Origin of the sequence: Rufibacter latericius, from assembly GCF_003721515.1 — a bacterium.
GTDB classification, from domain to species: domain Bacteria; phylum Bacteroidota; class Bacteroidia; order Cytophagales; family Hymenobacteraceae; genus Nibribacter; species Nibribacter latericius.
Genome location: NZ_RJJD01000011.1, coordinates 18038 through 43510 on the forward strand (window position 1 = coordinate 18038; position 25473 = coordinate 43510).

Annotated in this window: 20 protein-coding genes; 17 read left to right on the forward strand and 3 right to left on the reverse strand. The window is 48.8% G+C overall.

What is annotated here, in order from left to right; all coding sequences use genetic code 11:
- Positions 1–16 precede the first annotated feature (16 nt).
- Positions 17–1099 carry a class I SAM-dependent methyltransferase gene (locus EFB08_RS16575; protein WP_123128109.1) on the forward strand — a complete coding sequence of 361 codons (1083 nt, stop codon included), beginning with the start codon at positions 17–19 and terminating at the stop codon, positions 1097–1099.
- 289 nt (positions 1100–1388) lie between these two features.
- Positions 1389–1856 (forward strand): GNAT family N-acetyltransferase, encoded by a 468-nt coding sequence (locus EFB08_RS16585; protein ID WP_123128091.1) that lies wholly within the window; start codon positions 1389–1391, stop codon positions 1854–1856.
- 93 nt (positions 1857–1949) lie between these two features.
- On the opposite strand, the gene EFB08_RS16590 is transcribed toward EFB08_RS16585, so the two are convergent.
- Complete coding sequence (locus tag EFB08_RS16590) at positions 1950–2615, reverse strand: sigma-70 family RNA polymerase sigma factor (protein WP_123128092.1); 666 nt, start codon at positions 2613–2615, stop codon at positions 1950–1952.
- 158 nt (positions 2616–2773) lie between these two features.
- Here EFB08_RS16590 and EFB08_RS16595 point away from each other — a divergent pair, with 158 nt between their 5' ends.
- Both EFB08_RS16595 and EFB08_RS16600 read left to right on the forward strand, forming a co-directional pair.
- The gene (locus EFB08_RS16595; RefSeq protein WP_123128093.1) at positions 2774–3181 is read left to right on the forward strand and encodes a hypothetical protein; all 408 of its coding nucleotides are present in this window, start codon (positions 2774–2776) and stop codon (positions 3179–3181) included.
- 236 nt (positions 3182–3417) lie between these two features.
- On the forward strand, positions 3418–5514 hold the full coding sequence (locus EFB08_RS16600; protein ID WP_227006373.1) for a M3 family metallopeptidase: 2097 nt from the start codon (positions 3418–3420) through the stop codon (positions 5512–5514).
- Between the two features lie 135 nt (positions 5515–5649).
- On the opposite strand, the gene EFB08_RS16605 is transcribed toward EFB08_RS16600, so the two are convergent.
- On the reverse strand, positions 5650–7311 hold the full coding sequence (locus EFB08_RS16605; protein ID WP_125077765.1) for an AsmA family protein: 1662 nt from the start codon (positions 7309–7311) through the stop codon (positions 5650–5652).
- Positions 7312–7572: 261 nt separating this feature from the next.
- Between EFB08_RS16605 and EFB08_RS16610 the strand changes: the two genes are divergently transcribed.
- From EFB08_RS16610 to EFB08_RS16675, 13 genes are all read left to right on the forward strand, one after another.
- A complete protein-coding gene (locus EFB08_RS16610; protein WP_125077766.1) occupies positions 7573–8112 on the forward strand; it encodes a DUF2628 domain-containing protein in 540 nt (179 codons plus the stop codon).
- 338 nt (positions 8113–8450) lie between these two features.
- Positions 8451–10010, forward strand: a complete 1560-nt coding sequence (locus tag EFB08_RS16615; RefSeq protein ID WP_123128097.1) for a glycosyltransferase family 39 protein — start codon at positions 8451–8453, stop codon at positions 10008–10010.
- Positions 10011–10829: 819 nt separating this feature from the next.
- Positions 10830–11396 carry a response regulator gene (locus EFB08_RS16625; RefSeq protein ID WP_123128099.1) on the forward strand — a complete coding sequence of 189 codons (567 nt, stop codon included), beginning with the start codon at positions 10830–10832 and terminating at the stop codon, positions 11394–11396.
- Between the two features lie 790 nt (positions 11397–12186).
- Positions 12187–13050, forward strand: a complete 864-nt coding sequence (locus EFB08_RS16630) for an ABC transporter permease (protein ID WP_227006374.1) — start codon at positions 12187–12189, stop codon at positions 13048–13050.
- 1 nt (position 13051) lies between these two features.
- On the forward strand, positions 13052–14359 hold the full coding sequence (locus EFB08_RS16635) for an ABC transporter ATP-binding protein (RefSeq protein WP_123128100.1): 1308 nt from the start codon (positions 13052–13054) through the stop codon (positions 14357–14359).
- On the forward strand, positions 14356–15675 hold the full coding sequence (locus tag EFB08_RS16640) for a glycosyltransferase family 2 protein (protein WP_123128101.1): 1320 nt from the start codon (positions 14356–14358) through the stop codon (positions 15673–15675). Before EFB08_RS16635 ends, EFB08_RS16640 begins: the two co-directional genes overlap by 4 nt.
- 23 nt (positions 15676–15698) lie before the next feature.
- Complete coding sequence (locus EFB08_RS16645; protein WP_123128102.1) at positions 15699–17357, forward strand: glycosyltransferase; 1659 nt, start codon at positions 15699–15701, stop codon at positions 17355–17357.
- Between the two features lie 5 nt (positions 17358–17362).
- Positions 17363–18364: a polysaccharide deacetylase family protein gene (locus EFB08_RS16650; RefSeq protein ID WP_123128103.1), complete on the forward strand. Its 1002-nt coding sequence runs from the start codon at positions 17363–17365 to the stop codon at positions 18362–18364.
- A gap of 18 nt (positions 18365–18382) precedes the next feature.
- Positions 18383–19279: a glycosyltransferase family 2 protein gene (locus EFB08_RS16655; RefSeq protein ID WP_123128104.1), complete on the forward strand. Its 897-nt coding sequence runs from the start codon at positions 18383–18385 to the stop codon at positions 19277–19279.
- Between the two features lie 30 nt (positions 19280–19309).
- Positions 19310–20314: a glycosyltransferase family 2 protein gene (locus EFB08_RS16660; protein ID WP_123128105.1), complete on the forward strand. Its 1005-nt coding sequence runs from the start codon at positions 19310–19312 to the stop codon at positions 20312–20314.
- A 423-nt stretch (positions 20315–20737) separates the two neighbouring features.
- Positions 20738–21880 (forward strand): acyltransferase family protein, encoded by a 1143-nt coding sequence (locus EFB08_RS16665; protein ID WP_165864933.1) that lies wholly within the window; start codon positions 20738–20740, stop codon positions 21878–21880.
- 249 nt (positions 21881–22129) lie between these two features.
- A complete protein-coding gene (locus tag EFB08_RS16670; RefSeq protein ID WP_123128107.1) occupies positions 22130–23035 on the forward strand; it encodes a glycosyltransferase family 2 protein in 906 nt (301 codons plus the stop codon).
- A complete protein-coding gene (locus EFB08_RS16675; protein WP_123128108.1) occupies positions 23032–24105 on the forward strand; it encodes a glycosyltransferase in 1074 nt (357 codons plus the stop codon). Before EFB08_RS16670 ends, EFB08_RS16675 begins: the two co-directional genes overlap by 4 nt.
- 271 nt (positions 24106–24376) lie before the next feature.
- Here the strand turns inward: EFB08_RS16675 and EFB08_RS23555 are convergent.
- On the reverse strand, positions 24377–25473 hold a 1097-nt coding region (locus tag EFB08_RS23555; protein ID WP_165864934.1), incomplete at its 5' end, for a hypothetical protein.

Genomic DNA, 25473 nt, shown 5'->3' on the forward strand with positions numbered 1-25473 from the left:
ATTAACGCTTGGCATTATGAAAGTCGATCAGGAATTTGATACCGCCAAGGCCCAGGCCTTCGGAAATGCGTTACTTGACACCATGAACAAAAGTGCCCTGTCCTTCATGATCTCCATCGGTCACCGGGTAGGGTTGTTTGACACCATGAGCCAGATGGATTTCGCGAGCTCCACCGAGATTGCCGAAACTGCCAACCTGGATGAACGGTATGTACGGGAATGGCTCGGGGCCATGGTGACGGGCGGAGTGGTGATTTACGCCCCCGAAACCCGCACCTACTACCTGCCTCCGGAACATGCTGCCTCGCTTACCCGTGAAGCCGGGCAAGACAACCTGGCGGTGTTTGCGCAATACAGCGCCGTGATGGGCAAGGTGGAAGATGACATTGTGGAGTGCTTCAAAAACGGCGGCGGCGTGCCTTACAAAGAATACCACCGGTTCCATGAAGTAATGGCTGAAGACAGCGGGCAATCGGTGATACCGGTTCTGGAAAGCCATATCCTGCCTTTGGTCCCCGGCTTACGCGAGAAACTGGAGAAAGGCATCCACATGCTGGATGTGGGCTGCGGATCGGGCAGGGTCATTAACCGGCTGGCCTCGCTGTTTCCCAAATCAAAGTTCACCGGCATTGATTTATCTTCCGAAGCCATCGCCTCGGGTAACGCCGGATCTGCCGCCCTGGGTCTGGAGAACGTCCATTTCAAAAAAGACGACCTCTCTAACTTCCACCTAGATGCTCCCGTGGAGAAATATGATTTCATTACTTCCTTTGACGCCATCCATGACCAAGGCAAGCCGCTGAACGTATTGAAAGGCATTTACAAGGCACTCAAAAACGATGGCGTGTACCTGATGCAGGATATCAGTGGAACCAGCCACCTGGAAGAAGACATCCAACACCCCATCGCCCCTTTTCTGTACACCATTTCCTGCATGCACTGCATGACGGTTTCCCTGGCACAGCACGGCGAAGGACTAGGGGCCATGTGGGGCGAAGAAGTAACCCTTGACTACCTGAAAAGAGCCGGTTTCACCAACATCCAAACCCACAAACTTGACCATGATATCCAGAACAACTGGTACGTGATCACGAAGTAGCTGTCCTCCTTAATTGTAGAAGAAACGGGCTGAACAGGAAAGTAAATCGGGAAGCAGGTCAGATGCAATCTTTCCTATTCCAGGTTGTACTTTCCTGTTCAGCTTTCGATTTTGGCTTCTTTTTAGTAAACTAGGCCTAAAATGGGAAGGAACGAACAAGGCTCTATAGCAGCTTTTCTGCTGCTTCCTGAATTTTAAATCCCCTCGCCTACTGGCCTTGGCTTTAAGCCCGATTTCCATAAAAGAGCCCTGAAACATTTCTAACCCTAAGAACCAAGCAGCTTCACCCATGAACTTCAGAGAGGCAACCGTTTCAGATATCGCGCAGATGCAGGTGGTGCGTCTTGCGGTGAAGGAGAATGTGCTGTCAGACCCGGCTTTGGTAACTGATGCACACGTGGAGGATTACATCACCTCCCGGGGGAAGGGCTGGGTCTGCGAGGTAGAGGGCACGGTGGTGGGTTTCGCCATCGCTGACCTGAAAGACCACAGCATTTGGGCCTTGTTTGTTGACCCCGCCTACGAGAAAAAAGAAATCGGGCGGAAACTGCATGACGTGATGTTGGACTGGTATTTCAAACAAACCAGGGAAACCGTCTGGCTAGGCACCAGCCCCACCACCCGGGCCGAGGCTTTCTACCGCACCGCCGGCTGGCAGGAGGTAGGCACCCACGGAAAAGGCGAGATCAGGTTTGAGATGGCGTATGAAGAGTGGGCGCAGAGAAAAGCCCTAAACTCTGCGCCTTCACTCTCTTAGAAAACCACTTATTTTCGGTTCAACCATCAGGTGACAACCGTTAAATATTTTGAAAAGAACCCTTCTTAAACTCAGTTCTGAGATTCTGTAACGCTACAGAGAAGCAATTCGCTTCATCACGTTTTCTGTGATCCGGTCGCACTTGCTTAGGTGGAAGTGCAGGATGTCTTCTTTTTTGTACAGGTGGCTCAATGATTTCCGAAGTAAGGCTTTGGCCCGGTTCAGCCTGACTTTCACGTTCGCCTCAGTAAGGTCAAGGCACAGCATGGTTTCGGCCACGTTCATTTCCTCTATTTCACGCATCACAAATACGGTGCGGTACTTTTCGGGCAGTTGCCGGATGGCCTCCTCCAACACCACGTGCAGTTCTGAGGACAGCAATTTGGTTAGCGGAGTTGGGATGTGTTCCGCTGATCTCAGGTTTACTTCACGGTCTACATTTTCATCGCTCATAGCACAGGCCAGTTTTCGTTTCTTCGCCCGAAGCAGGCACTCGTTGATGAGAATCCGGGTGAGCCACGTTGAAAAAGCCGATTTATAAGCAAACGTGTGAAGGTGTTCATAGGCTTTCACGAAGGCCGTCTGCATCATTTCCTCCACCTCTTCTTCATCGTCCAGAATACTCATTCCTATCCGGTAGAGCCGCTGGTTGTTCCGGCGCACCAGAACGGCATACAGGTCTTTCTCACCTTCCAGCACCCGGAGGATAATCTCCTGGTCAGGGATGGTGGCAGCTACCAAAGTTTCTCTTTTCCCCATTTTATCTGCTTGTCTTAGAATTAGAGCGAACAGAAGGCTAAAGGTTACAGCAGTAAGGGAAAATTATTTTTGTAACCTCCTGATTGTCTTCTGCTCTAATGAGTACAGCATGCAAGAGAATGCTGCTTTCATTTTACACCTAAAAACCGAAAAACGCCATGGAAACAAGTATTCAGAACACCGGACGAGTACAGCAGGTCTTAACCTATACCTACGGCCTGGTGCCTATCATTGCAGGGGTAGATAAGTTCACCAACCTGCTCACCAACTGGAGCGATTACCTCAGCCCGTTTGTCACCAATCTGCTGCCCTTCCCCCCTGAAACCTTTATGGCCATTGTGGGAGTCATTGAGATAGTGGCGGGGCTGCTGGTGTTCATCAGGCCGTACATAGGAGCATACGTGGTTATGGGCTGGCTGATTGCCATTGCCTTGACGTTGATTTTGGGCGGACATCATCTGGATGTGGCCGTGCGGGATCTGGTGATGGCGGTGGGGGCTTTTGCGTTGGCAAAACTCTCGGTTCCGGCTGGCTTCTCCCTTCCCTCCCGCGCGAGGATAGCGTAAACTGTGGCAGGTTGAGGCGGCAAGTGGTGCCTTGAAACAAAGGTATCCTTGCTGCCCTCCTGCATAAACTGCGTACTGCCTCCCGAAAAGAAGAAATTAGTATACAGAAACCTTACCCTCACGCGTTTAATGCTTAATTTTAAGCTTCCTTTCTCCCCAAATACAAGAAAGGAGAGCTTTCTTTTAAGTTTTTAAACAGCATAATGATTACAAAAACACTCTGCGTTCTCGCAACTATGGCTATCGGATTACTGGCAAGTGAACAGGCGGCAGGTCAGGCCACAGACAAAAACAATCCTCTTTTACAGAAGTACAACACCCCGCATCAGGTTCCGCCTTTTCACCTGGTCAAAGACGAGCACTTTAAACCGGCTTTGCTGGAAGGCATCCGGGTAAACCAACAGGAGATTGACGCCATCGTCAACAACCCAAAACCAGCTACTTTTGACAACACCATCCTGGCCATGGAAAACGCCGGTCAGTTGCTGGGCCGTGTGTCTACCGTTTTTTACAACCTGAACTCGGCCAACACCAACGAGCAGATTCAGAAAATCGCCCGCGAAATAGCTCCGGCATTATCGGCGCACAGCGATAACATCATCCTGAACAAGAAGTTGTTTGATCGGGTGAAAACGGTCTGGAATAACAAAAAGGACCTGAAACTGACTTCTGAGCAGCAAAAACTGCTGGAAGAGACCTACAAATCCTTCGTGCGCAGCGGCGCCAACCTGAACGATGCCGATAAAGAGAAGCTGAAGAAGATGAACGGCGAGCTGTCGCTCCTCAGCCTTCAATACGGGCAGAATATCCTGGCGGAAACCAACGCCTACCAATTGGTGATTGACGACAAGAAAGACCTGGCGGGCTTGCCGGAAGGCGTAGTGGCCGCTGCCGCGGATGCCGCCAAACAGGCCGGGAAAGAAGGCAAATGGGTCTTCACCCTGCACAACCCCAGCGTGATGCCTTTCCTGCAATACGCCGATAACCGTGAGCTCCGCAAACAGATCTGGGAAGCGTATTCCCTGCGTGGCAACAATAACAACGCCAACGACAACAAAGAGGTACTGCGCAAGATTGTGAACCTGCGCCGCGAGAAAGCGCAGTTACTGGGCTACAAAACCCACGCGCACTACGCCCTGGAGGAAACCATGGCGAAGAATCCGGAGAACGTGAACAAACTTCTGGATCAACTGTGGGCCCCAGCCCTGGCCGTAGCCAAACAAGAAGAGCAAGACATCCAGAAAATGGTAGACGCCTCAGGCGCCAAATTCAAAGTGGCTCCGTACGACTGGCGCTATTACACCGAGAAGATCAGGAAACAGCGTTTTGACCTGGACGAGCAGGAACTGGCTCCATATTTTAGCCTGGACAACATCCGGAAAGGTGTGTTCACGGTAACGGAGAAACTCTACGGCCTCAAGTTTAAACAACTGCCTAACCTGCCCAAGTACCACCAAGACGTGACCGCCTATGAAGTTACCGAAGCCGATGGAAGACTGGTAGGTATTATCTACATGGATTTCTTTCCGCGAGTCTCTAAAAGAAGCGGTGCCTGGATGACCTCTTACCGCACCCAAAAAATGGAGAAAGGCATACGTTTGGCTCCGGTGGTGTCTATTGTCTGCAACTTCACCAAACCCACCGGTGATGCCCCTGCCCTATTGACCTTTGACGAGGTAACCACGTACTTCCACGAGTTCGGCCACGCCCTGCACGGTTTGCTGTCTAATGTGACCTATGAAAGCATGGCCGGCACCTCGGTACCACGCGACTTCGTGGAACTGCCTTCGCAGATCATGGAGAACTGGGCCGCTGAGCCGGATGTCCTGAAAATGTACGGTACCCACTACAAAACCGGCAAACTGATTTCAGACGAGCTGATTCAGAAGATGAAGAAAGCCGGCACCTTCAACCAAGGCTTCGAGACCACGGAGTACCTGGCTGCTTCTTTGCTGGATTTGGCATATCACACCCAGACTACCAACCTGGAGGGCGACATTAACCAGTTCGAGAAAACCGCGATGGCCAAGGTTGGTTTGATGGAGCAGATTATTCCGCGGTACAGAAGCACCTATTTCAGCCACATTTTCTCTGGCGGCTACTCGGCGGGTTACTACAGCTACATCTGGTCGGGAGTGTTAGATACTGATGCGTTCCAAGTGTTCAAGGAAAAGGGTCTGTTCAACAAAGAGAAAGCCCAGTCGTTCCGGAAAAACATTCTGGAAAAAGGCGGCACCGAAGACCCAATGGAACTCTACAAGAAATTCAGAGGCGCAGAACCAAGCATCCAGCCCTTGCTTAAGAAGCGTGGTTTGACGCCGGTGAGCTTATAAGCCGATAATGCTTTTCAGATAGGTTAGCCTTCGCTTACCCTAAATCCCTTTTATCAGCCGTTTTCAGGAAAACAACCCGAAAACGGCTGATTTTTTTATGCCTTGGCTGTAAGTGTTTTTATGGGTAACCCGAACTTACATGGGAGCCCCAATCACGGAGAGCACGCCGTTGGCCAGGCAGTCTTTCCAGTAAGTGAGGAACGAGCGTTCACTTTTGCGTTTCACCTCAATTTTGCCTTCCCGCGGCGCTTTGCCATTATTTTCACTGTCAGATTTCAAGACCAGTTTATCGGCTAAGAGCGTTTTGATTTTCTTGCCGAACGACTGCTTTTTCTCTTTGTCCTTGGAAAGCAGGTCTACCTTGAAATCATCGTACTGAAGCTGTAGCCTACCGGTGGCCGAGGTCTTGGTTAACTCCACTTTAAAGGAGCCTTTCTGCACGTAGCCGCTTTTCACGCTCACAAACATGCTGGGCTCTATGATGGGGTTCAGGATGGCCGGATAGCCTTTGCCTATGGTTCCTTCAATAGAATGGTAGCCGTTGGGGTCCAACAAAGCCAGACGTACCGTGGCTTGCATGGCGGCTTTGCCCATGATAAAGCCCCGGGCTTTCAGCACCGCGGGGTTCTTCAGCGAGATAAGGTTTTTGTCATTAGTAAGGTTGGTGAGGGTCAGGTCTATGTTACTGCCGGTCACATAGCCCGTCCGGAGGGCTTTCTCAGACAGCTCCTCGTACCGAACGGCCAAATTCCGCACATTGACCTCCCGGATATTCACCCCAAAAGGAATTTTCTGCACCAGGTCATGCGGCATGAGGCCGTTCCCCTTGGAGGCGAAGTGCTTGCCGTCTTTATAGGCGCTCACCCTCGGGTTCTGCACCGCCACGCCTCCCACATAGAAATTGGCGTTCTGGGACAAGTTGGCGAAATCAACCTTGCTTAGCCGCACCTCTGGTACGTGCACGCTGAACCTGGTCACCGCCATTCCTGCTTTCCTGGACATCCCGGCCGCACTCAGCAAAGGCACCAGTTGCACGCGGGAGAAAATGAGTTCTTTTTTCTGGGTGGACACCCGGCTTAGGCCCGTCTTGATTCTGTAAAATCCATTGGGTAACGAAAACGCCGCTTCCTTAGCCGTGAGATCTATCTCCTTGCTGTAAAATGCCCGCGAGGGGTCCTGAAAAGAAGCGCTGTCCAGTTTCACGCCAGAGGCCTTCAGGTTTACCCCAGACAAAGAAAACACGTCTGTCTTTCGGTGAGCCTTATCTCTATATCGGAACGATCCATTTTTTATTTGGATCTCCCGGATGGCCATTTCCCTGAACTGCTTGCCTACCCGTTCGTGCAAAGGTTTAGACGAGGTATCCTGCTTCATTTGCCGCAGTTCCCATTCGGGGCTCTCCAGTTGAACCGAGCTCAGGCCGAAAGCTCCGCCAAAAAGCAGCTTCAGGAAAGGGATGCCACCTACCTGCACCTTGGCGGCCTTTACCTCTGAAAGACTGGCCGGTGCCTGGGCCGGAGTGCGCTGCTGCATTTGTTTCCAGACCTTTGGATTAGGAATGAGCCTGACGGAGTCCAGGGTGGCTGATCCGGCCAGTACGGAGACTTCCAGGTGGCTCATGCGCAGGTCATACATCCCCTTGGATTGGGTATGGACCTGCTTCACCAGTTTTTTTGCGGCCCAGGCATTCAGGTTCTTAGACACCACCAATAGCCCTACCAGCAGGACCAACACGATGGCTCCGGCCACCATCCAATACTTTTTACTTTTGGCGCTATGTCTCTCTGTCTTTTCCACGGGATGTAATTCTGTGAGTCTTGTACGCAGCAAGCGCCGGATCAATCATACTTTCCAGAACTGAAATTATGATAAGTAAGACAGATGCTTCCCTACAGGGTTTTAAGCCCGTTTTCCCGAAATTAACCTTGAAACGCTCGCCCGGTTTTACAGATCCTTTGGAGGTCAGCCGGGGAAGTCCTTGATTTTCCAGACCCCCCGTAGGCAAAAACGAGGAAACCTGGGGTGCGAATACCGCGAAATGGGCCAAGGCTTGTACCTTTGCACTACTCTTACCCACACAAACACGCGCTTATGCTGCCCGATGCCCCAGAACCAACCGCCGAGGACCAGGAAGATTTCTATAGAGCCTACTTCGGCACCGAAGCCGATTATTACCTGAACAAGCTGGCCCAATACCAGGCCGGAACCAAGTTCACGTTCAACATCGCGGCCTTCTTTTTCGGGCTTTTCTGGATGCTGTACCGCAAGATGTACCTTCAGGCGCTGATTCTGGTGCTGATCTTGTTTGTGGAGTCCTTTCTGCTGGGCCAAGCCGTGAAATACTACGGATTCTCCCAAACCAACGCAGGCTTGCTCAACAATTTCTTTACCGTAGCCTGGAGCACCGCCATCGGTTTTCTGGGCAACTGGCTTTACCTGCGGCAGGCCCAGGCCCGGGTCACGCGGGCTCTGCAAACCGAACCCAATGAGCAGGCAGCCGTCAACCGCCTGAGCGTGGAAGGTGGTTTCACTCTCCTGCCCCACATCCTGGTTGCCGCCATTATAATGGTTAGCCTGGTGGTCTATCGGTTTGTTTAGTAAAAAAAATAAAAGGGCTTTAGCACTCTTTTTGTCAAACCGGCCTTAAAACCTGGTTCAGTTCTTTGTAACCAAAAAGGAATCACAATCGGGTTATCACCAAACCTTTCCCTTCGAGGGATAAGAACAAGGCCTCTTCCTCCTCTTAGGTTAGTTTCGCTATCCTGCTGATTAGAGGCTCCTTTTCTGAAAACAGCCCTAAAACACAATGCATCGGTTTTATGGGTTGGGATCAGAAGTCGCGTTAAGTTTCCGTAGCGACTTACAAAGCTGGTTACATCGTTGTTACCTAAGTAAGATTCGGTTTAAATCAATACTTTTAGGCGCTAACCTACCGGATGATGCGCTCCACTTCTACCTCTATTCATTGGCTTCTGCTAGGCCTCCTGATCTTACTAAAGTTTGCCCTGCAATATGCACTGGTTGATTCTAGCTATGATCTACACCGCGACGAGTACCTGCACCTGGATCAGGCCAACCATTTGGCAGCGGGATATCTTTCCGTGCCTCCTTTTACTTCCTGGGTAGCCTGGCTTGTAAAAGCTTTAGGAAACACGGTATTCTGGGTGCGGTTTTTCCCGGCCCTTTTTGGGGCACTGACCATAGTGGTGGTCTGGAAAACGGTAGAAGAACTTGGCGGAGGCTTGTATGCCAGGCTTTTGGCGGGAATGGCGGTGCTTATCTCTGCGCTGCTGCGCATCAACATGCTGTTCCAGCCGAACTCCTTTGATATCCTCAGCTGGACGCTCACTTTCTATCTTCTGATAAGACATATCCGCACTCAGCGGCCGCTGCCTTTGCTTTGGTTGGGTTTGATCGTAGGAGTAGGGTTTCTGAACAAGTACAATATTGTCTTTCTGGTAATCGGGTTAATTCCGGGGTTGTTGCTTTCGGGCCAGGGCGGTATTTTTAAGAACCGGTATCTTTACCTCGGGGGTTTGCTAGCGCTGCTGGTGGTTTTCCCTAATCTTTATTGGCAGTTTACTCACCAATTTCCCGTGATCAGGCACATGCAGGAACTCAGTGCTACCCAACTGCAACATGTGAACCGGGCCGATTTCTGGCAAGACCAGTTGCTGTTCTTTTTCGGCTCGGTCTTTCTGCTAATCGGGGCCATGGTAGGGTTTGTGCGGTATGCGCCGTTTAAGCCCTATCGGTTTATTGCCTTGACCTATTGGATTTCTATGCTGGTGTTCACCTTCCTGCGTGCCAAGAGTTACTACACCATCGGATTGTACCCGATTTTGCTGGTCTTTGGGAGTGTTTACTGGGAACACCTTTTCCGGGAGGGTTGGAAACGTTCTACCCGTCCGCTGTGGATAGGGCTGAACCTTGCCTTGTTTCTGCTGCTGGTGAACGTGATCTTCCCGCTTCTTTCTCCCGTTGAAATTCAGGCCAAAGCCGATAAATTCAAAAAGCTCAACCTCCTGAAGTGGGAAGACGGCAAGGACCATCCGCTGCCGCAGGACTTCGCCGACATGCTCGGCTGGCAGGAACTCACCGCCAAAGCCCAACTGGCTTTTTCCCAAATCCCTGACGCGGAGAAGCCATATACATTGGTACTCTGTGAAAATTACGGCCAAGCCGGTGCCATCAACTTCTACGACAAAAGCCCTCTGCCCCCAGCCTATTCTTTCAATGCCGATTATATCCATTGGTACCCGATTCAGCAAGAAATAAAAGCCATCATCCTGGTTAAAACCGCGGGAGAACAACCCTTACGGGAGGAAGAGAAACAATATTTTTCGTCGGTAGTTAACGTGGGGGCCATTGAAACTGCCTTTGCCCGGGAACAGGGCACTACCCTCTACCTTTTACGAGGGGTCTCTCCCATCATGGTCCAGGAGTTGCGCAACCGGGCTTTAGAATTACAACGAAGCGGCAGCCTTTCAGACTAGCGGTTTAAGCAAGGAAGACATCTGACCCTGTTTTCAGGCAGTTTTCCTGTTTTCTTCATTAAAGGGCATTAAAAAAGGAGGTCCGCTCAACGAAACCTCCTTTATATTATAGATAAGAAGTAGGCTCTCTGCTCTTGCCCTTTAACGGATGGGCCTCATCTTCCATTTTCTCCTAATTTGAGACATGCTTTCTCTTGCCCTTTACCTGAATTTCTCCTCCTGTGGTAGGTACTCCTTCTTTTATATAGAATGAACAGCTTCCGTATTTTGATCTGGAGAATAGAAGGGTGCAGCACCTTCCACTTCTTACGCTTGGAGCTATTAATTAAATTATGTGTTCCTCGGGCCGAATCAACTTATTGAATAAATTTTATAAAAATTTGCACAACTTTTTTATAAAGAATAGTTTTTTACTATTACCTTCATATTTCAATCACTAAGACCTAATTCTGACGACCATTGGCAGGACACTATTTTAGTGCTCCTTAAAACCACGCAAAGAATGATTACGACCTTATCACTTCAGAGAATGATAGAAGATGCCTGTATGAAGAACGTAGAAGAGGAGCCTATATTTTTTCTCTCCACCAGAAATCGCTGAAGAAAACATAGCACTATCTGGCGTAGCCCTTCGGCTCTCTGACCAGCAACTACCGCAAAGGGAAGTAAAACTGGCTTTTCAAGCCTGAACTTGCCTTTCTTAGCCGGAATGCCCCCAAAATCGACCTTCTTTTCTCGCAATGGATTCTATCCTCAGTTGCGCGCGAACGAAGATGCAAGAACATAACTCAGAATAAAACTATTATAAGCACCAAAGGCATGGTCCCTAACGCTCCAACAAATACTACCACTTCTACCGAGGAAATCCCAGAAAAACCGGGTATCCTTTACATTGATAGTGAAGAAGACAATCTGGTGGTCTTCAAATCTTCCTTTCGGCGGTATTTCAAGGTTTTTACCGCCATGTCTGGCGAGGAAGGGCTCAGAATCCTGAACAGTGAATCTATTTCTCTGGTGATAACAGATCAAAGGATGCCTAAGATGACGGGGGTGCAGTTTCTGAAAAGCCTCCCCGAGGACCGAGACCTGATCAGAATCATCCTGACCAGCCACAGCGATACGGCCTCCATTCTGGATGCCATTAACAGTGGCAAAATCTACCGGTACATTCTGAAACCCTGGGAAAAAGAAAGCCTGAAGAACATCATGGAAACCGCTGTGGAAGAACTCAAGCAACGGCAGGCAAACAGGCACCTGGTAGAGGAGCTAAGAACCGAAAAGGAGCGATTGGAGCAGAAAATTGCCGAGCTCACCCAAAAGGTTAATCTCCAGAAAACCCAGTCCGCAACGCTTTCCCGTTCAGACAAAGACCCCCAGGATATGTAACCAAGCTTTAACAGAACCAGCGTTCAGGCTCTGTATAAAACTTGTTTATGTTTGTTCCGCAATTGTAACCAATCTTTTTAGCTCATTGAATGTACATATGGTATAAACCACTACACGTAGTCAAGGCATTAAAATTTCTACTTAAGAACTTTGGTACCCCTCCAATCTGATTTGAAATGAAGATTAGGGAAAGAAGCTTTTTAAGGGTTGTCAACCCTCCCTTGCCCTACAAAGGTTTTCAGCAGTCCATTTTGTTTTAGAGGTAGTTTTGGAAAACAAAGCTTAAAGCACAAACCTACGGTTTCCTCTGAAGGAAAATTTTCCTTCAGTCAGTTTTAGGTCTGCTTACCTTTTCAACTCCACCACTTACTTTTTTTACCGCCTCATTCCTACAACCAGCATCTAATTGCAATAAGAGACTGCCCAACCTGAACCAGAAGCTTGGGCACTCCCCTTTATTACTTCCATCAAAGAAAGTTGGGGCTTCATTTACCGCTCATGAATTGTGTTTTCTTTGCAACCCTAGAAAAAGGTTCTTTCCGTTTAAGCCTTACAAGAACTACTGAAATAGATGGTTACAGGCTAATTCAAGCATAAAACTGAAGTATACCAAGTCACACCCAACCTCATACTTCCCAATCCTTTATAAGATTATTTTATTTTTTTATTAATTTCATCCATTTATAAATTACTTTATGTATATTTATCGGAAGTAAATTATATTATTACATAAAAACATAAGAATTTATAGTCTTTTGCTATATTCTTATTACTACTTTTAAGTTAGAGTATGCTTCACAACAAGGTAGGGAGAGTACAATGGGACTGGGAGATAAACGCCAGTACGCACTACTGGGGAATAGATTTCAAGGAACTTTGGCATTATCGGCACCTATCGTATAGCCTGATCCGGAAAGATTTCTTGTTGAATTACCAGCAAACCATCCTGGGTCCCCTGTGGCTTCTCTTTCAACCGTTGCTTACCCTTGCCACGTATATTCTTGTCTTCAACAAGCTCATTGGGGTTTCTACTGGTGCGCTCCCGCCGGTCCTTTTTTACCTTTCCGGGATTGTCTTATGGAATTTCTTCAATGACACTTTTCTAAGCACCTCGTTCGTGTTCCGGGAAAATGCCCAGATTTTCAGTAAGGTTTATTTTCCCCGCCTCATCATCCCCTTTTCACAATTAGGAACCCAATTCCTACGCTTTGCCATTCAGTTCATCATGCTTTTGGCCATGATCGCCTACTATGTGGTAATGAAGGACTATGCATTTCCTGTCACCTTTCTGATAGTCACCCTGCCGGTCACCATTGTGTTGGTAGGACTTACCGGTTTGGCCCTGGGTCTTACGTTCTCGGTGGTGACCGCCAAATACAGAGACATTGTAAACCTGGTCACCTTTGGCGTGCGGTTACTTATGTTCCTAACCCCCGTGCTCTACCCGGTGAACTTTGTTCCGGCGGAGGTTAGATGGGTGGTTCAGTTCAATCCGCTTACTTCCTATTTTGAGTTGTTCCGGCTATCGCTGTTAGGCGAGGGAGTCATCTCCCCCATGAATGTGGGGTATAGTGTAGGGGTTACGTTTCTCCTGTTGATCATCTCCCTCCTGGTTTTCAATAAACAAGGAGACAAACTCATTGACGTGGTATAGTATGGGAGAAGTAGTCATTCAGGTAGAGAATCTTTCCAAGGTTTACCAGTTGGGGACCATTGGCACCGGGACCATCAAGCAAGACCTGAGCCGCTGGTGGAACACCTCTGTGCTGAAGAAAGAGGATTCATTTTACTATCCGCAGACCTCTGAAGAAACATCCGCCTCAAACCAAGGTCAAAAAGCCTTCTGGGCTCTACAGGACGTTTCCTTCGAGATAAAACAGGGTGAGGTTTGGGGCATTATTGGAAACAACGGAGCCGGAAAATCCACGCTGCTCAAGATCATCTCCCGCATTGTGAAACCTACGAAAGGGGTGATCCGGGGCAAAGGGAAGATCAGCAGCCTTTTGGAAGTGGGCACCGGCTTCAACCAGGAACTTACCGGCCGGGAAAACATCTTTCTGAGCGGCTACATCCTGGGGATGACCAAAAGGGAAATCAACGCCAAGTTTGACGAGATCGTGGATTTCTCTGGAATAGAGAAGTTCTTGGATACTCCCGTGAAACGGTATTCATCAGGGATGTACGTGCGGTTAGCCTTCGCGGTAGCCGCCCACCTGGAACCAGACATTCTTATCATTGATGAAGTGCTGGCCGTAGGAGATGCCGAGTTCCAGAAAAAATGCCTGGGGAAAGTTCGGGACGTCTCTAAAAGCGAGGGCCGCACCATTCTTTTCGTGAGTCACAGCATGCAGGCGGTGGGCAGTTTATGTGACCATGGTCTCTGGCTCCAGAAAGGCAGGCTAATGGAAACCGGTCCGGCTTCTACTGTCATCAACAATTACCTGAAGGGAGTAAAGAAATTTCAGTTGCACCATAGCTGGAGTAACATGGTGGAGGCTCCCGGAAACGAATTCGTGCGGTTTAAAAGCATTAGGCTGATTCCACATTTAAGCGATTTGGATGCCCCATTGGATATCAGGACACCCCTCACGGTGAAATTCCAGCTTTGGAACCTGGTAGACGATCAGGCCCTAAGCGTTGGACTCCACCTGTTTTCCTATGGCGGAGAATGCATTTTCGATATCCCCTCTCCTACGGTTTCTTGCCAGAAAGGCATTGTGGAAGGCGAATGCACCATTCCGGGAAACTTCCTGAACGACGGTTCTTACTACATTTCTTTAATTGTGGTGAAAGACACCTCTGTGAATCTTTTCTACCATGAAGAATGCCTGGCCTTTGAGCTGGAAGATTACCGCGGCGACATTAAATGGTTCGGGAAATGGATGGGGGCCGTGCGCCCTTCGTTCCCGTTCCATATTGAGCAGAAAGAATTGGTTATCCAGGAAGAACCCCAACTGCCATGAAATCACATCCTGCGTACCATATCGCCCATATTCCCCTGGATAGGCAGCTATTAGCTCTTCCACAATTAACTGATGGAGACCATGGCCATTACCTTGTGTTCTGGTGGGATCAGATGGCCTTGGGAGACCTATACCTGGCACCTAAGGAGGAGTTAACTTCTTCCACTTACAAGCTGAAAGTCATCGAAGCAATTCGGCCGGCGGTAAATCAATATGCCTCGGCTTTAGGTCTTCAGGACAACTGGGTACAGTGGCTGGAGAACGGAAACTCTGCAGACTGGGCTGCCTGGATGGAAGGTGTTTTCGCGAAAACACTCCCGAAACCCCTTCCCAGCAAGGTGGATGTTTCGGTGGTTATTTGCACCCGAAACCGATCAGTCCAGCTGGAACAATGCCTCATCAGGCTGCGGGAACTGCAGTGCCTGCCTGTAGAAGTGATAGTGGTGGACAATGCCCCGTCAGATAACAGCAGCCAACAGGTGGTGCGTCGGTTTGAAGAGGTATTGTATGTGAAGGAACCCCGGGCGGGACTGGACATTGCCAGAAATACGGGTGTAAAGAAAGCGAGCGCTCCTATTGTGGCGTACGTAGACGATGATGTTACCGTACATCCACTTTGGGTGTACCGGGTTTGGGAGACGTTCCAAAATCCTGAAACCGCCGCCATGACGGGCTTGGTGATTGCCGCCGAGCTGCAAACCGAGGCCCAATTCATCTTTGAGAAACACTGGAGTTTTAACCGAGGGTACCAGGGTAAATGGTATGATGCCAATTTTTTCCAAAAAAATCTCGCCCTGGGACCTCCGGTTTGGGAAATTGGGGCCGGAGCCAACATGGCTTTTCGGAAATCGGTGTTTGAGGAGGTTGGCTACTTTGATGAACTGCTGGACGTAGGAGCTGCCGGCTGCAATGGTGACTCTGAGATGTGGTTCCGGATTCTGGCGCAGGGCCATACCATCCACTACAACCCCAAAGCCATTGTGTACCATGAGCACCGGAAAGAACTCAGCGGCCTGCAGAAACAGATCTTCTTCTACATGCGTGGTTTCACTACGGCGGCCTTGCTGCAACAGGAACAACAACAACAGGCCAACTACAAAAGGCGTTTATGGCGTGTTTTCCCCAAATACTATGTTTTCCTGGCGCTCAGGGGATTTCCCAGGTACCGGTACCGCACCAGTACACTTTGGTCTGAAGTCAAGGGGATAGTTTCGGGGTATCGGTTTTACCTCAGAAACCGCGAAGCCTCCACTTCACCCAAGCAACATACGGCACCCAGCAAATCCCTAAAGGCAGCAATAGAAGTTACTCCCTGAAAGTAAAGCAGCCCCTTGCGTTTATGGCCCAGATTCTACAAAAAGCACCCGAAACGATCCCGAGCTATGGGAAACAGCCCGAAACGGCCCTTCCCTTGGTTTCGGTGGTGATTCCGTGCTATAACCATGGAAAATACCTGCGGGAGGCGGTGCAGAGTATCTGGCAACAGGACTACCCGACTATAGAAATCATTGTGGTAGACGATGGGTCGGTAGATACCACCCGCCGGGAGACCCAGGCGTTGGAAGGTGTCAAATACATCTATCAGGAAAACCAGGGCCTTTCAGCCGCCAGAAATACCGGAATCAGACACTCTACCGGAGAACTTCTGGTTTTCCTGGATGCCGATGACTGGCTTCTCCCAGATGCCTTGGCCACCAACGTGGCTTTTCTGCAACTAAACCCAAAGCTGGCTTTCGTCTCTGGGGCGCATGACAAAGTCTTTGAGCAGGAAGGAACCATCCGGGAAGAAATCTGGGAGGTACCCAAAGACCACTACCAGCAACTGCTGCAAGGCAATTACATTGGTATGCACGCCACGGTGATGTACAGAAGATGGATCTTTGACGAAGTACTGTTTGATCCCTCCCTGAAAAGCTGCGAAGACTACGATATCTACCTAAAAATAGCCCGGAAACACCCTGTGGCGCACCATACCAAGAAGATTGCGGCCTATCGGCTCCATACCGAAAACATGTCGGGGAACATTCCAAGGATGCTTTCCTCGGTGCTGATGGTGTTGAGGCGGCAAAAAAACGTACTAAAAACCGTTGCCGAACAAGCCGCTTATTCTAGAGGGCAACAGGTCTGGAAAGAGTATTATTGCCGCCAGTTATACGCCAGATCCATCTCGGAACCCACATCTCCCCCAAAAGAAAGCCTCTTGACCCTTTGGCAACACCGGCCTGGGTTATTTATAAAATATTATTTAAGGAAAGTGAATATGCTCAAATCGATTATTAAAAAGACGACCCCTTCGTTTGGACTAAGATGGCTGAACAGGGTGGGGCTGTACCAAAACCATTTGCCAGCCGTAGGCCATGTCTCCCTGGGAGACCTCCGCCGTACTGCTCCCCTTAGCCGGGAATTCGGGTATGACCGTGGGGGGCCGGTAGACAGGTACTATATTGAGAACTTTCTAAAGAAGGAGGCTCCCTCCATCTCAGGCCGGGTGTTAGAAATTGGGGACAATGAGTATACCCTGCACTTTGGGGGAAAAAATGTCACCAAAAGCGACATTCTCCACGTGAATGACAAAAACCCCATGGCAACTATCATCGGGGATATCAGCGATGCTCCGCAGATCCCGGATAATAGTTTTGACTGCATTGTTTTAACCCAAACGCTGCACCTGATCTATGATTTCAAGGCGGCCCTCGCTACCTGCCACCGAATCTTAAAGCCCGGCGGGACCTTGCTGCTCACCGTGCCGTACATTACCTCCATTGACAAAGACGAATGGGGAGCCATCTGGTACTGGGCGTTCACTGACAGGGTCCTGCGCAGAATCATGGCCGATTCTTTCCCCGGAGGCAAAGTGGAAGTTGGTTCCTATGGAAATGTGCTGTCTGCCTCTGCTTTCCTTTACGGCATGGGAAGGCCCGAGCTTTCCAAAGCCGAGCTGGACAAATATGACCCGCAATACCAGGTCATCAACACGGTAAAAGCTGTAAAAGCCTGAGACACTTGAGAGCACGTTTCCACCATATCTACCAGAAGCTTTTCACCAACAGGGCGGCGGTGCTCATGTACCACCGGATCGCTGACCCCGCGTCAGATATCTGGGATATAGCCGTGAGCCCTTCCAATTTTGAGCAGCAACTCGCTTACCTGCAGAAGAAGTGTCACGTGATTCCTTTATCGGAAATGGCAGAGCGGGTGGCTACCAGAAAAATTAAACGAAACAGTGTGGCCATCACCTTCGATGACGGGTATGTAGACAATTTCACCGTGGCAAAACCGCTGCTGGAGAAATATAATCTGCCCGCAACGTTTTTTATCTCTTCTGGCAATATCGGGCAGGAAACACCTTTCTGGTGGGACGAGCTGGAGCAGTTGATTTTGTTCACCGAGCAACTACCCTCCTCCTTCCAAGGCTTGGATTCCCTTGAAACCGTCGATCTGAGGGAGGAGACGTATTTGACAGCTGAAATAAGGCTGAAACACACTTCCTGGAAAGCCTGCGATGAGGCGCCTCCTACCAAACGGGCCCAATTGTTCTATTCCCTTTGGCAGCACTTGAAGCCTCTCTCCTACCAGGCGCAACAGGAGGTTCTACAAAGAATACGGGATTGGGCTGCCCCTACCGGTGAAACCCTGCCGGAACTAAAAAGCATGTCTTTAAACCAGTTACAGGAACTGGGGCAGAGCGCTCTTATAGAGATAGGAGCGCACACCGTATCTCACCCGGCCCTGGCCTTTCATGACTCGGGTTACCAAACCCGGGAAATGACCGAAAACCAGACCTTCCTTCGGGAAACCACAGGTCAACCTGTTAATTTGATGGCCTATCCCTTTGGGAATTACAACGCTGACACCCTGGCATCGGTGGCCCGCCTGAAGTTCAAGGCCGCCTTTACCACCGAAGAAAAATCAATTGACAAACACGCGCACCCCTTCCGGTTAGGTAGATACCAGGTAAAGAATGTACCTGCCCCGGCGTTTAGTGCTACCCTGCGTAGCTGGTGACTTTTTCTTACGAAGCCTATGAGTACCGTTTCTTCACCCCTTGTTTCTGTCATCATCGCTTTTCTGAACGAGGAGCGCTTTCTTACCGAAGCCATTGAAAGTGTGCTTCGGCAGGAGTACGACCACTGGGAATTGCTTCTAGTGGATGATGGGTCCACGGACAAGAGCACCCGCCTGGCCAAGGACTTTGCAGCACGTTTTCCGGGCAAGGTATTCTACTATGAGCATTCCGGCCATCAGAACAAAGGCCTAAGCGCCAGCCGGAATTATGGTTTAAGCAAGGCCAAGGGACAATACGTAGCTATCCTGGATGCCGATGACGTTTGGTTACCCGGCAAGCTGGCAAACCAGGTAGCCATTTTTAAGCAACACCCAGAAGTAGCCATGATCGCGGAAGCCTCTGAGTACTGGTATAGCTGGGAAGATGACGGAAAAGAGAATGTTTCTATTGCGGTGGGTGCCCCCCAGGACAAAACCTATGATCCCCCCGCTTTACTGGAGCATCTGTACCCACTGGGCAAAGGAGCCGCGCCGGTACCCTCCGGACTGATCCTGGAAACGGAAGCGTTTAGGAGATTAGGCGGTTTTGAGGATTCTTTTCGGAAGGAATACGGGCTTTATGAAGACCAGGCCTTTCTGAGCAAGATGTACCTCAAAGAGAAGGTATACGTTTCCTCGGCCTGCAACAACCGCTACCGCCAGCGCCCCGAGTCCATTGTTTCTAGCGTGCACGCCGACGGCAAATACCACGCCGTCCGGAAGTTCTTCCTGCACTGGTTGCAGGAGTATCTCCAGAAAGAACAGATTCAGGACAAAACCACCCGATCACTGCTTCAGAAGGCGCTGTTTCCCTATGAATTCCCCCGTTTGTACTTCCTTTCCCATAAACTGCTCAGAAAACTGAAGCGTTTTTAGTTTCCAAGTCTCGGAGTAACCAATAGAAGTATGCCTGCCATCACGGTCTTAATGCCAGTCTACAATTCAGAGAAGTTTCTGGCCGCAGCCATAGAGAGCATCTTACACCAGACTTTCCAGGATTTCGAGTTTCTGATCATAGACGACGGTTCCACTGACCAGAGTTTGGCCATCATCCGGTCCTACGATGATCCCCGGATCCGATTTTACCAGAACGAGCAGAATTCAGGGATTTCGCCTACGTTGAACCGGGGCATCCAACTTGCCCAATCTGAGTTGATTGCCCGCATGGATGCCGATGACATCGCCTATCCTACTCGCCTTCTGGAGCAGTATGCCTACATGCAGGCCCATCAGGATTGTGCCATGGTATCTTCTTTGGTGCGGGTGATCTCTGAAACCGGCGAAACTATCCGGCAGGACACTTTTGAAAGCAGGTTCCTGTACTACAACCTCAACTTCATCTGCTGGATTTACCACCCTACCGTGCTATACCGTAAGAAGGCGGTGGAGGAGGCAGGCATGTACACAACGGCGTACTCAGAAGACTACGAACTCTTCTGGCAACTTGCCCGGAACCACAAAATCTACAATCTCCCCCAAGTCCTGCTGGACTACCGCGTCACTGGTCAAAGCCTGCATCAGGTCCTGAAGAAGAAGGAATATGACCAAGCCCAGAAAGACCAGGTGCTCAGAAACCTTAGGTATTACGCCGGGGAAACCTATACCATTCCCGAAAATTACCTGCGGTATTTTCAGCATGATTTTACAAAACTACCCCAAAAACACCGGGTAAGCAGCCTTGCGCAATGCATCAGGGAATTGGGTTTTCTAAACCAAAAAATCCTTGCCAAAGAGAACGTTAACCGTGATGTAGAAGCTATAAAAGAAGCAGCTTATTACAAGGAAAGGTTTATGGTTTTAGCCTTTGCCAGGCTTTTGCCGAAACCAGAAGCGGTAATGTTTCTGGTTCGGGTGGGGCATCTTAAGCTTCTAACCCGTTTGCTTGTTGCAAAGCTCTCCCATCAAAAGTGAAAATTTCAATAAATTTCATTACCTAAGTTCAAATTTTATCTTTAAATTTAAAGTATCGAAGAAATTGCGCTCAGCACAATCTATTCGCGATTTCGGGTGATTGAGAAAAGCATTAAAAAGCTTCCTCTCTCTAAAAAGAATATAAAGCATCCTCCCTCCTGTTTACTTTATGCAGAAGGGATAGACCTGTAAAAATTGACCTCAAGTATCAGGTATAAGCATTTAATAAGAAATAAGTAATTTATAAAATAAGACATCTTTAAAGGCATTTAAACCATACCCTAACCTAAAGAAAGACAAACCAAGATATTTTAATAAAAGGCCATTTTAGGCTTAAAACCCAGAAAATGGCTTTAAAGCCGATTCTAAATCAAATAACACTTCACCATGGCATCCGGCTGGTTGCTATAAATCATAATTTCATTGGAAAAGGAGTTACTCATAGGTTCCAACCTGAAGGCAAATAATTTTGATTTGCTCCGGTTTCTGCTGGCGGTAACGGTCATCTTTAGCCACAGTTATGTGATCTATCACGGAAAAGTAGTAGACACTGAGCCTTTCATGATCTTTTCCAAAAACCAGGTGGATTTGGGGGGTATTGCGGTAGACGGTTTTTTTATCATCAGCGGCTTTCTGATCTTACATAGCTTCAGGAACAGCACTACCTCTCTGGAGTTTCTGAAAAAGCGGATTCTGAGAATATACCCCGGTTTTGTGGTGGCTTTCGCCATCAGCATGCTGCTTTTCGGACCTTTAGGCACCATTGACCAGGAACATCCCTGGGGAAACCTGATGCCCTATTTTGACTCCTTCAGTGAAAAACTTTTCCTGCTGAACACTGCTACCTTACAGGTTCAAAAGGCTTTCGGTAGTTTTACGGCCTCGCCTCTTCCCAACCAGATCAATGAATCTCTTTGGACCATCCAATATGAATTCATTTGCTACTTAGCCATTCCATTTATCGCCTTTTTCAACATTTTCAAGAGAAAATGGATAGTCCTTGCGTTCTTTCTGACGGCTTATTCCCTGCTGGTTTTACAAGAGGCGGCTGACCTATTTCTTTGGGAAGGATACAGAGGAAGAATCATTAGTCATCCGGTCTATTTCCCGCGCTTTTTCTCCTTCTTTTTTGCCGGATGCTGCGCTTACGTATTCAGAGAAAGGGTTGCCAGAAACTCGTGGTTGCTTATGATTACTGTTTTCAGCCTGGTAGCAACTTCCCTCTGGGGCGAGGGTTTTCGCCTGATTGCCCCTTTTGCCCTTACCTACCTGATCTTTTATCTGGCCTATTTTCCTAAAGCCCAGTTCACTAAATTCTCAAAGTACGGTGACTTTTCATATGGCACCTACCTGTACGCCTGGCCTATTCAGCAATTGGTGCTGCATTTCTGGGGAGAATACCTGAACCCGATTTCCTTATTCCTGATATCAGTCCTTTTCACCGTTTTAGTGGCTTATGTCAGTTGGCATTTGGTTGAAAAACGTTTCCTGAAACTTAAGGAAAAACCTGCGCTGCTCTCCTTTATTCCACTTCGTCTTTTCACGGCTTCTGGCCTAAAAAAATGAAGCTTGTTTGAAAATTAAAGAGCACCAAAAGAGAGCAGCAGATAATAGTTACCAAAGGGGTTTCAGCCTGTTTTGAGAAAAGCATGCTGAAAACGAAACACCAGAATACGTTCAAAGAATAGAGGCTTGTTATTTTAGACCTGCAGACTTCTGTTCACTAAATATTTAGTTGTGCTTACAAGGATTCCATCTTCTCCGCCTACCATTTTGCCTGTGCCCACCGGTACAAAGAGGCCTCTATGGTCTGTTATGATCCCGGTCTATAACTGTTCTTCTTATTTACCCGAAACCCTGGAAAGTGTTCTGATGCAAGGGTTTCCGGAAGATGAAATGCAAATAGAGGTTATTGATGATGCCAGCACCGATGCCTCTGTGGAAGAGTTGGTACAACAGATAGGAAAAGGAAGGGTAAAATATTACCGGCAACCGAAAAACGTAGGAAGCCTCCGGAACTTTGAAACCAGTATCAATCGGGCGCAAGGAACATTGGTGCATTTGCTGCATGGCGATGACCGGGTACTGGGTGGCTTTTATAAAAGAATGGGTGGCCTTTTCAAGCAATTCCCTGAAGCCGGAGCAGCTATGTGCCGGTTCCGGTACATAAACGAGAAAGGCGAATTCCTGTACAACCAAACCCTGGAAACAGAAAAGGAAGGAATCTTGGAAAACTGGCTGATCAAGGCTGCTATCCGAAATCCCTCGCAGTACGCGGCCACGGTGGTGCGGCGCAACGTTTATGAGCAATTGGGCAGTTTCTACGGACTGACCTATGGTGAAGACTGGGAAATGTGGGTAAGAATCGCCAGGAACTATCCGTTTGCCTACACTCCTGAAATCCTGGCCGACTACCGTAAGCATTTCAGTTCCATCTCCAGCAACAAGTTCTTGACCGGGCAAAATTCTGAAGACATGCTGCAGGTGATGAAATTGATTCAGGAGATGCTGCCAGAAGAGCACAAGAAAGAAGTACTTCAGAAATCAAAGAAATTCTATGCCCATTACGGCATCAGAGTGGCAAATCAGGTTTGGCAAACAGCGCATCACAAAGACGGGGTAAAAGCCCAGATCAGGAATGCGGTAGGCATGCACCTGGATGTTCCCCTGCTTTGGGGAATCGCAAAAGTGTACTTGAAAATAGCCCTTAATAGATCATGAAAGCCGGGGTCTCAATTGTCATCTGCACCTATAACGGCGCGAAGCTTCTTCCTGAAACTTTGCGGCATATTGCTCTGCAACAGGTTCGACCGGATGTACCCTGGGAGGTGATCATCGTTGATAATGCTTCAACAGATGATACCGCAAGGGTTGTCAAAGAAGAATGGCAGAAGCACAGCAATCCGGTGCGCTTTTCGTTACTGCATCAAGCCAAGCCCGGGCTTACGTTTGCCCGGGAGTTGGGGTATGCGCATGCCCAATACGATTATATTCTCCTGTGTGATGACGATAATTGGTTAAGCCCCAATTACGTGAATCTGGCCTATGATCTGATGGAGGAGCATCCGAACATTGGGGTATTAGGCGGCTATGGAGATTTGGTGTACGAAGAGGAGCCTCCTTACTTCGCCACCCAACTGCGCCTGTTTGCCAATGGACACCAAGCCCCCGAGTCAGGGAAAGTAGCAAAAAACACCGTCTACGGAGCGGGCAGCGTGCTAAGGAAATCGGCTTATGACCAGCTTTTCCGAATCGGGTACACCCCTATTCTGACCGACCGTCTTGCCTCAGCCCTCAGTTCGGGAGGAGATTATGAAATCTGCTATGCCTTGGCTCTGCTTGGCTATGACATCTGGTATGATGAGCGGCTCACCTTTATGCACTTCATGGTAAAGGAGCGCCAAACCTGGGAATATTACCTCCGCTATCTGAAAGAAAGCTCTTCTTGTTTCGAGGTACTGGATGCCTATAATATCCTGATCAACCAAGGCAGCAGGTCTGAGCTCACCTTCAACTATCGGTTTATCAAGGGTTTTCTCTATTACATGCAGGAAATAGCCCGATTAACCATCCAGAAGGTAGGTTTAGACCCAACTTCCGAAGAGGCCAAGATAAACAAGTTGCTGTTTTTAGGGTATAAAACTAGGCTGTTTGGCTATAGAAAGTACTTCAAAGTCAGAAAGAACTTCCTGCAGTTGCTGCAATTCAATAATGAGAAGCTAGCACCCAATACTAAACCAGTTGATGAATCTCTTTTCCCCGTCAGAAAGCTAAAACACAACCTCTTGTAAGGCGGTGGCTATTCAAGATAAACAAAATGGAAAACATTTCTCTCTGGCGACCTTGGCTCGTGAGGGTTAGTGAATTACAATACATCTGGACACCCTTGTAGTTTACTGCAAAAAGTGGAAGTTTGTCCACAAAGAAAGAGGGGCTATCAAAGGCTAAAACTTAAGTCTTAACCTTTGATAGCCCCTCTTTCTGGGCAAAGATCCATATTTAAGACCTTCGGGTTTATTTTTGGCGGAGAGATTTAAGTTATGGAGGGATTAGAGGAAATCTTCAAGGATTCAAGCTGAAAGCCGAGACTACAGTTTCCTTCTCTTCAAACCGCTCTTCCAATTTGTCACCAAACCTTGAGAAAACAGTTTCTAAAGTTAGACCGGGAATATAGCTTTTTTGAAAGTACCAGGCGGGTTGACCCACAAAGCCACCAATGTTATTACGTACATGGGTGTGGTACAGGAACCACAAACGCTGCCCCCCCGAAACCTGTTGAAGAGCAGGATCTAATTTCTGAAGATACTCTTCCTTGTTTGCAGAAATGCCTTTCAGGTCTTCACCTTCAATTGCCGTGAATTTTAAGTCATACGCTTCTTTGTAGTAAAGGTAGGCGTGCCACATATTCCAGTAAATGTACACTGTATCTCCTTCCTTGAACCGCTCATTGATGAACAAAAGTGCCTCCCTGTTTGCTTCTTTTTTATAGAAGGCATTGGTGTTCAAGGTTTCCCTTACCCCATTCCAAACCGGAACAGCCAACAAGAACACGCAAACCAGCAACTTCACAGGAATTTTCTTAGGCAAAGCTTCTTGAACGATCTGTGCTCCGTAGCCTACCCACAAGAAAAGCATGGGGGCCAGAAACAGCACAAACCGTTCATGGAAGGGATAAAACTTCAACCCTGAGGCAACAAGCGTCAAAAGCACCGGGAAAAACAGAACGCTGAACTTTAAAAACTTTTTTCGGGCCATAAATACCAGTCCCATTCCCAGGAGCAGCATAGAAAGGAACCGAAGCTGAACTAATACAAACCCAAAAGGGCCTGCAAACCTGATTTTCTGCCCCAATGGATGCTTCACCAGTGCATTGACCTTATGCAGAAACCAATTCAGGTCCTCGGTAGATGAAGGAGGGAAAGGCATAAAGGCACTGTAGACTTTCTCGAAGAAGAGGGTGAGCCAGGCCGAGTCCTGGTAGCGGCCCAGGAAGAGGGCGTAGACGGCCGCGAAGGAGGCCAGCCACAGGCCGAAGGCCGGGGCGTACCCCAGCAGGGCGCGCAGGCCCCCGCGCCGCAGCGCCCGCAGGCCCACGGCCGCCCCCACCCCGGCCAGCACGAAGACGGCCGAGTAGGAGAACCACAGCAGCCCGGCCCCGG

Coding starts and splice junctions, on each gene's coding strand:
- EFB08_RS16575 (WP_123128109.1), top strand. CDS start 17: ATGAAAGTCGATCAGGAATTTGATACCGCCAAGGCCCAGGCCTTCGGA.
- EFB08_RS16585 (WP_123128091.1), top strand. CDS start 1,389: ATGAACTTCAGAGAGGCAACCGTTTCAGATATCGCGCAGATGCAGGTG.
- EFB08_RS16590 (WP_123128092.1), bottom strand. CDS start 2,615: ATGGGGAAAAGAGAAACTTTGGTAGCTGCCACCATCCCTGACCAGGAG.
- EFB08_RS16595 (WP_123128093.1), top strand. CDS start 2,774: ATGGAAACAAGTATTCAGAACACCGGACGAGTACAGCAGGTCTTAACC.
- EFB08_RS16600 (WP_227006373.1), top strand. CDS start 3,418: ATGGCTATCGGATTACTGGCAAGTGAACAGGCGGCAGGTCAGGCCACA.
- EFB08_RS16615 (WP_123128097.1), top strand. CDS start 8,451: ATGATGCGCTCCACTTCTACCTCTATTCATTGGCTTCTGCTAGGCCTC.
- EFB08_RS16625 (WP_123128099.1), top strand. CDS start 10,830: ATGGTCCCTAACGCTCCAACAAATACTACCACTTCTACCGAGGAAATC.
- EFB08_RS16630 (WP_227006374.1), top strand. CDS start 12,187: ATGCTTCACAACAAGGTAGGGAGAGTACAATGGGACTGGGAGATAAAC.
- EFB08_RS16635 (WP_123128100.1), top strand. CDS start 13,052: ATGGGAGAAGTAGTCATTCAGGTAGAGAATCTTTCCAAGGTTTACCAG.
- EFB08_RS16640 (WP_123128101.1), top strand. CDS start 14,356: ATGAAATCACATCCTGCGTACCATATCGCCCATATTCCCCTGGATAGG.
- EFB08_RS16645 (WP_123128102.1), top strand. CDS start 15,699: ATGGCCCAGATTCTACAAAAAGCACCCGAAACGATCCCGAGCTATGGG.
- EFB08_RS16655 (WP_123128104.1), top strand. CDS start 18,383: ATGAGTACCGTTTCTTCACCCCTTGTTTCTGTCATCATCGCTTTTCTG.
- EFB08_RS16660 (WP_123128105.1), top strand. CDS start 19,310: ATGCCTGCCATCACGGTCTTAATGCCAGTCTACAATTCAGAGAAGTTT.
- EFB08_RS16670 (WP_123128107.1), top strand. CDS start 22,130: ATGATCCCGGTCTATAACTGTTCTTCTTATTTACCCGAAACCCTGGAA.
- EFB08_RS16675 (WP_123128108.1), top strand. CDS start 23,032: ATGAAAGCCGGGGTCTCAATTGTCATCTGCACCTATAACGGCGCGAAG.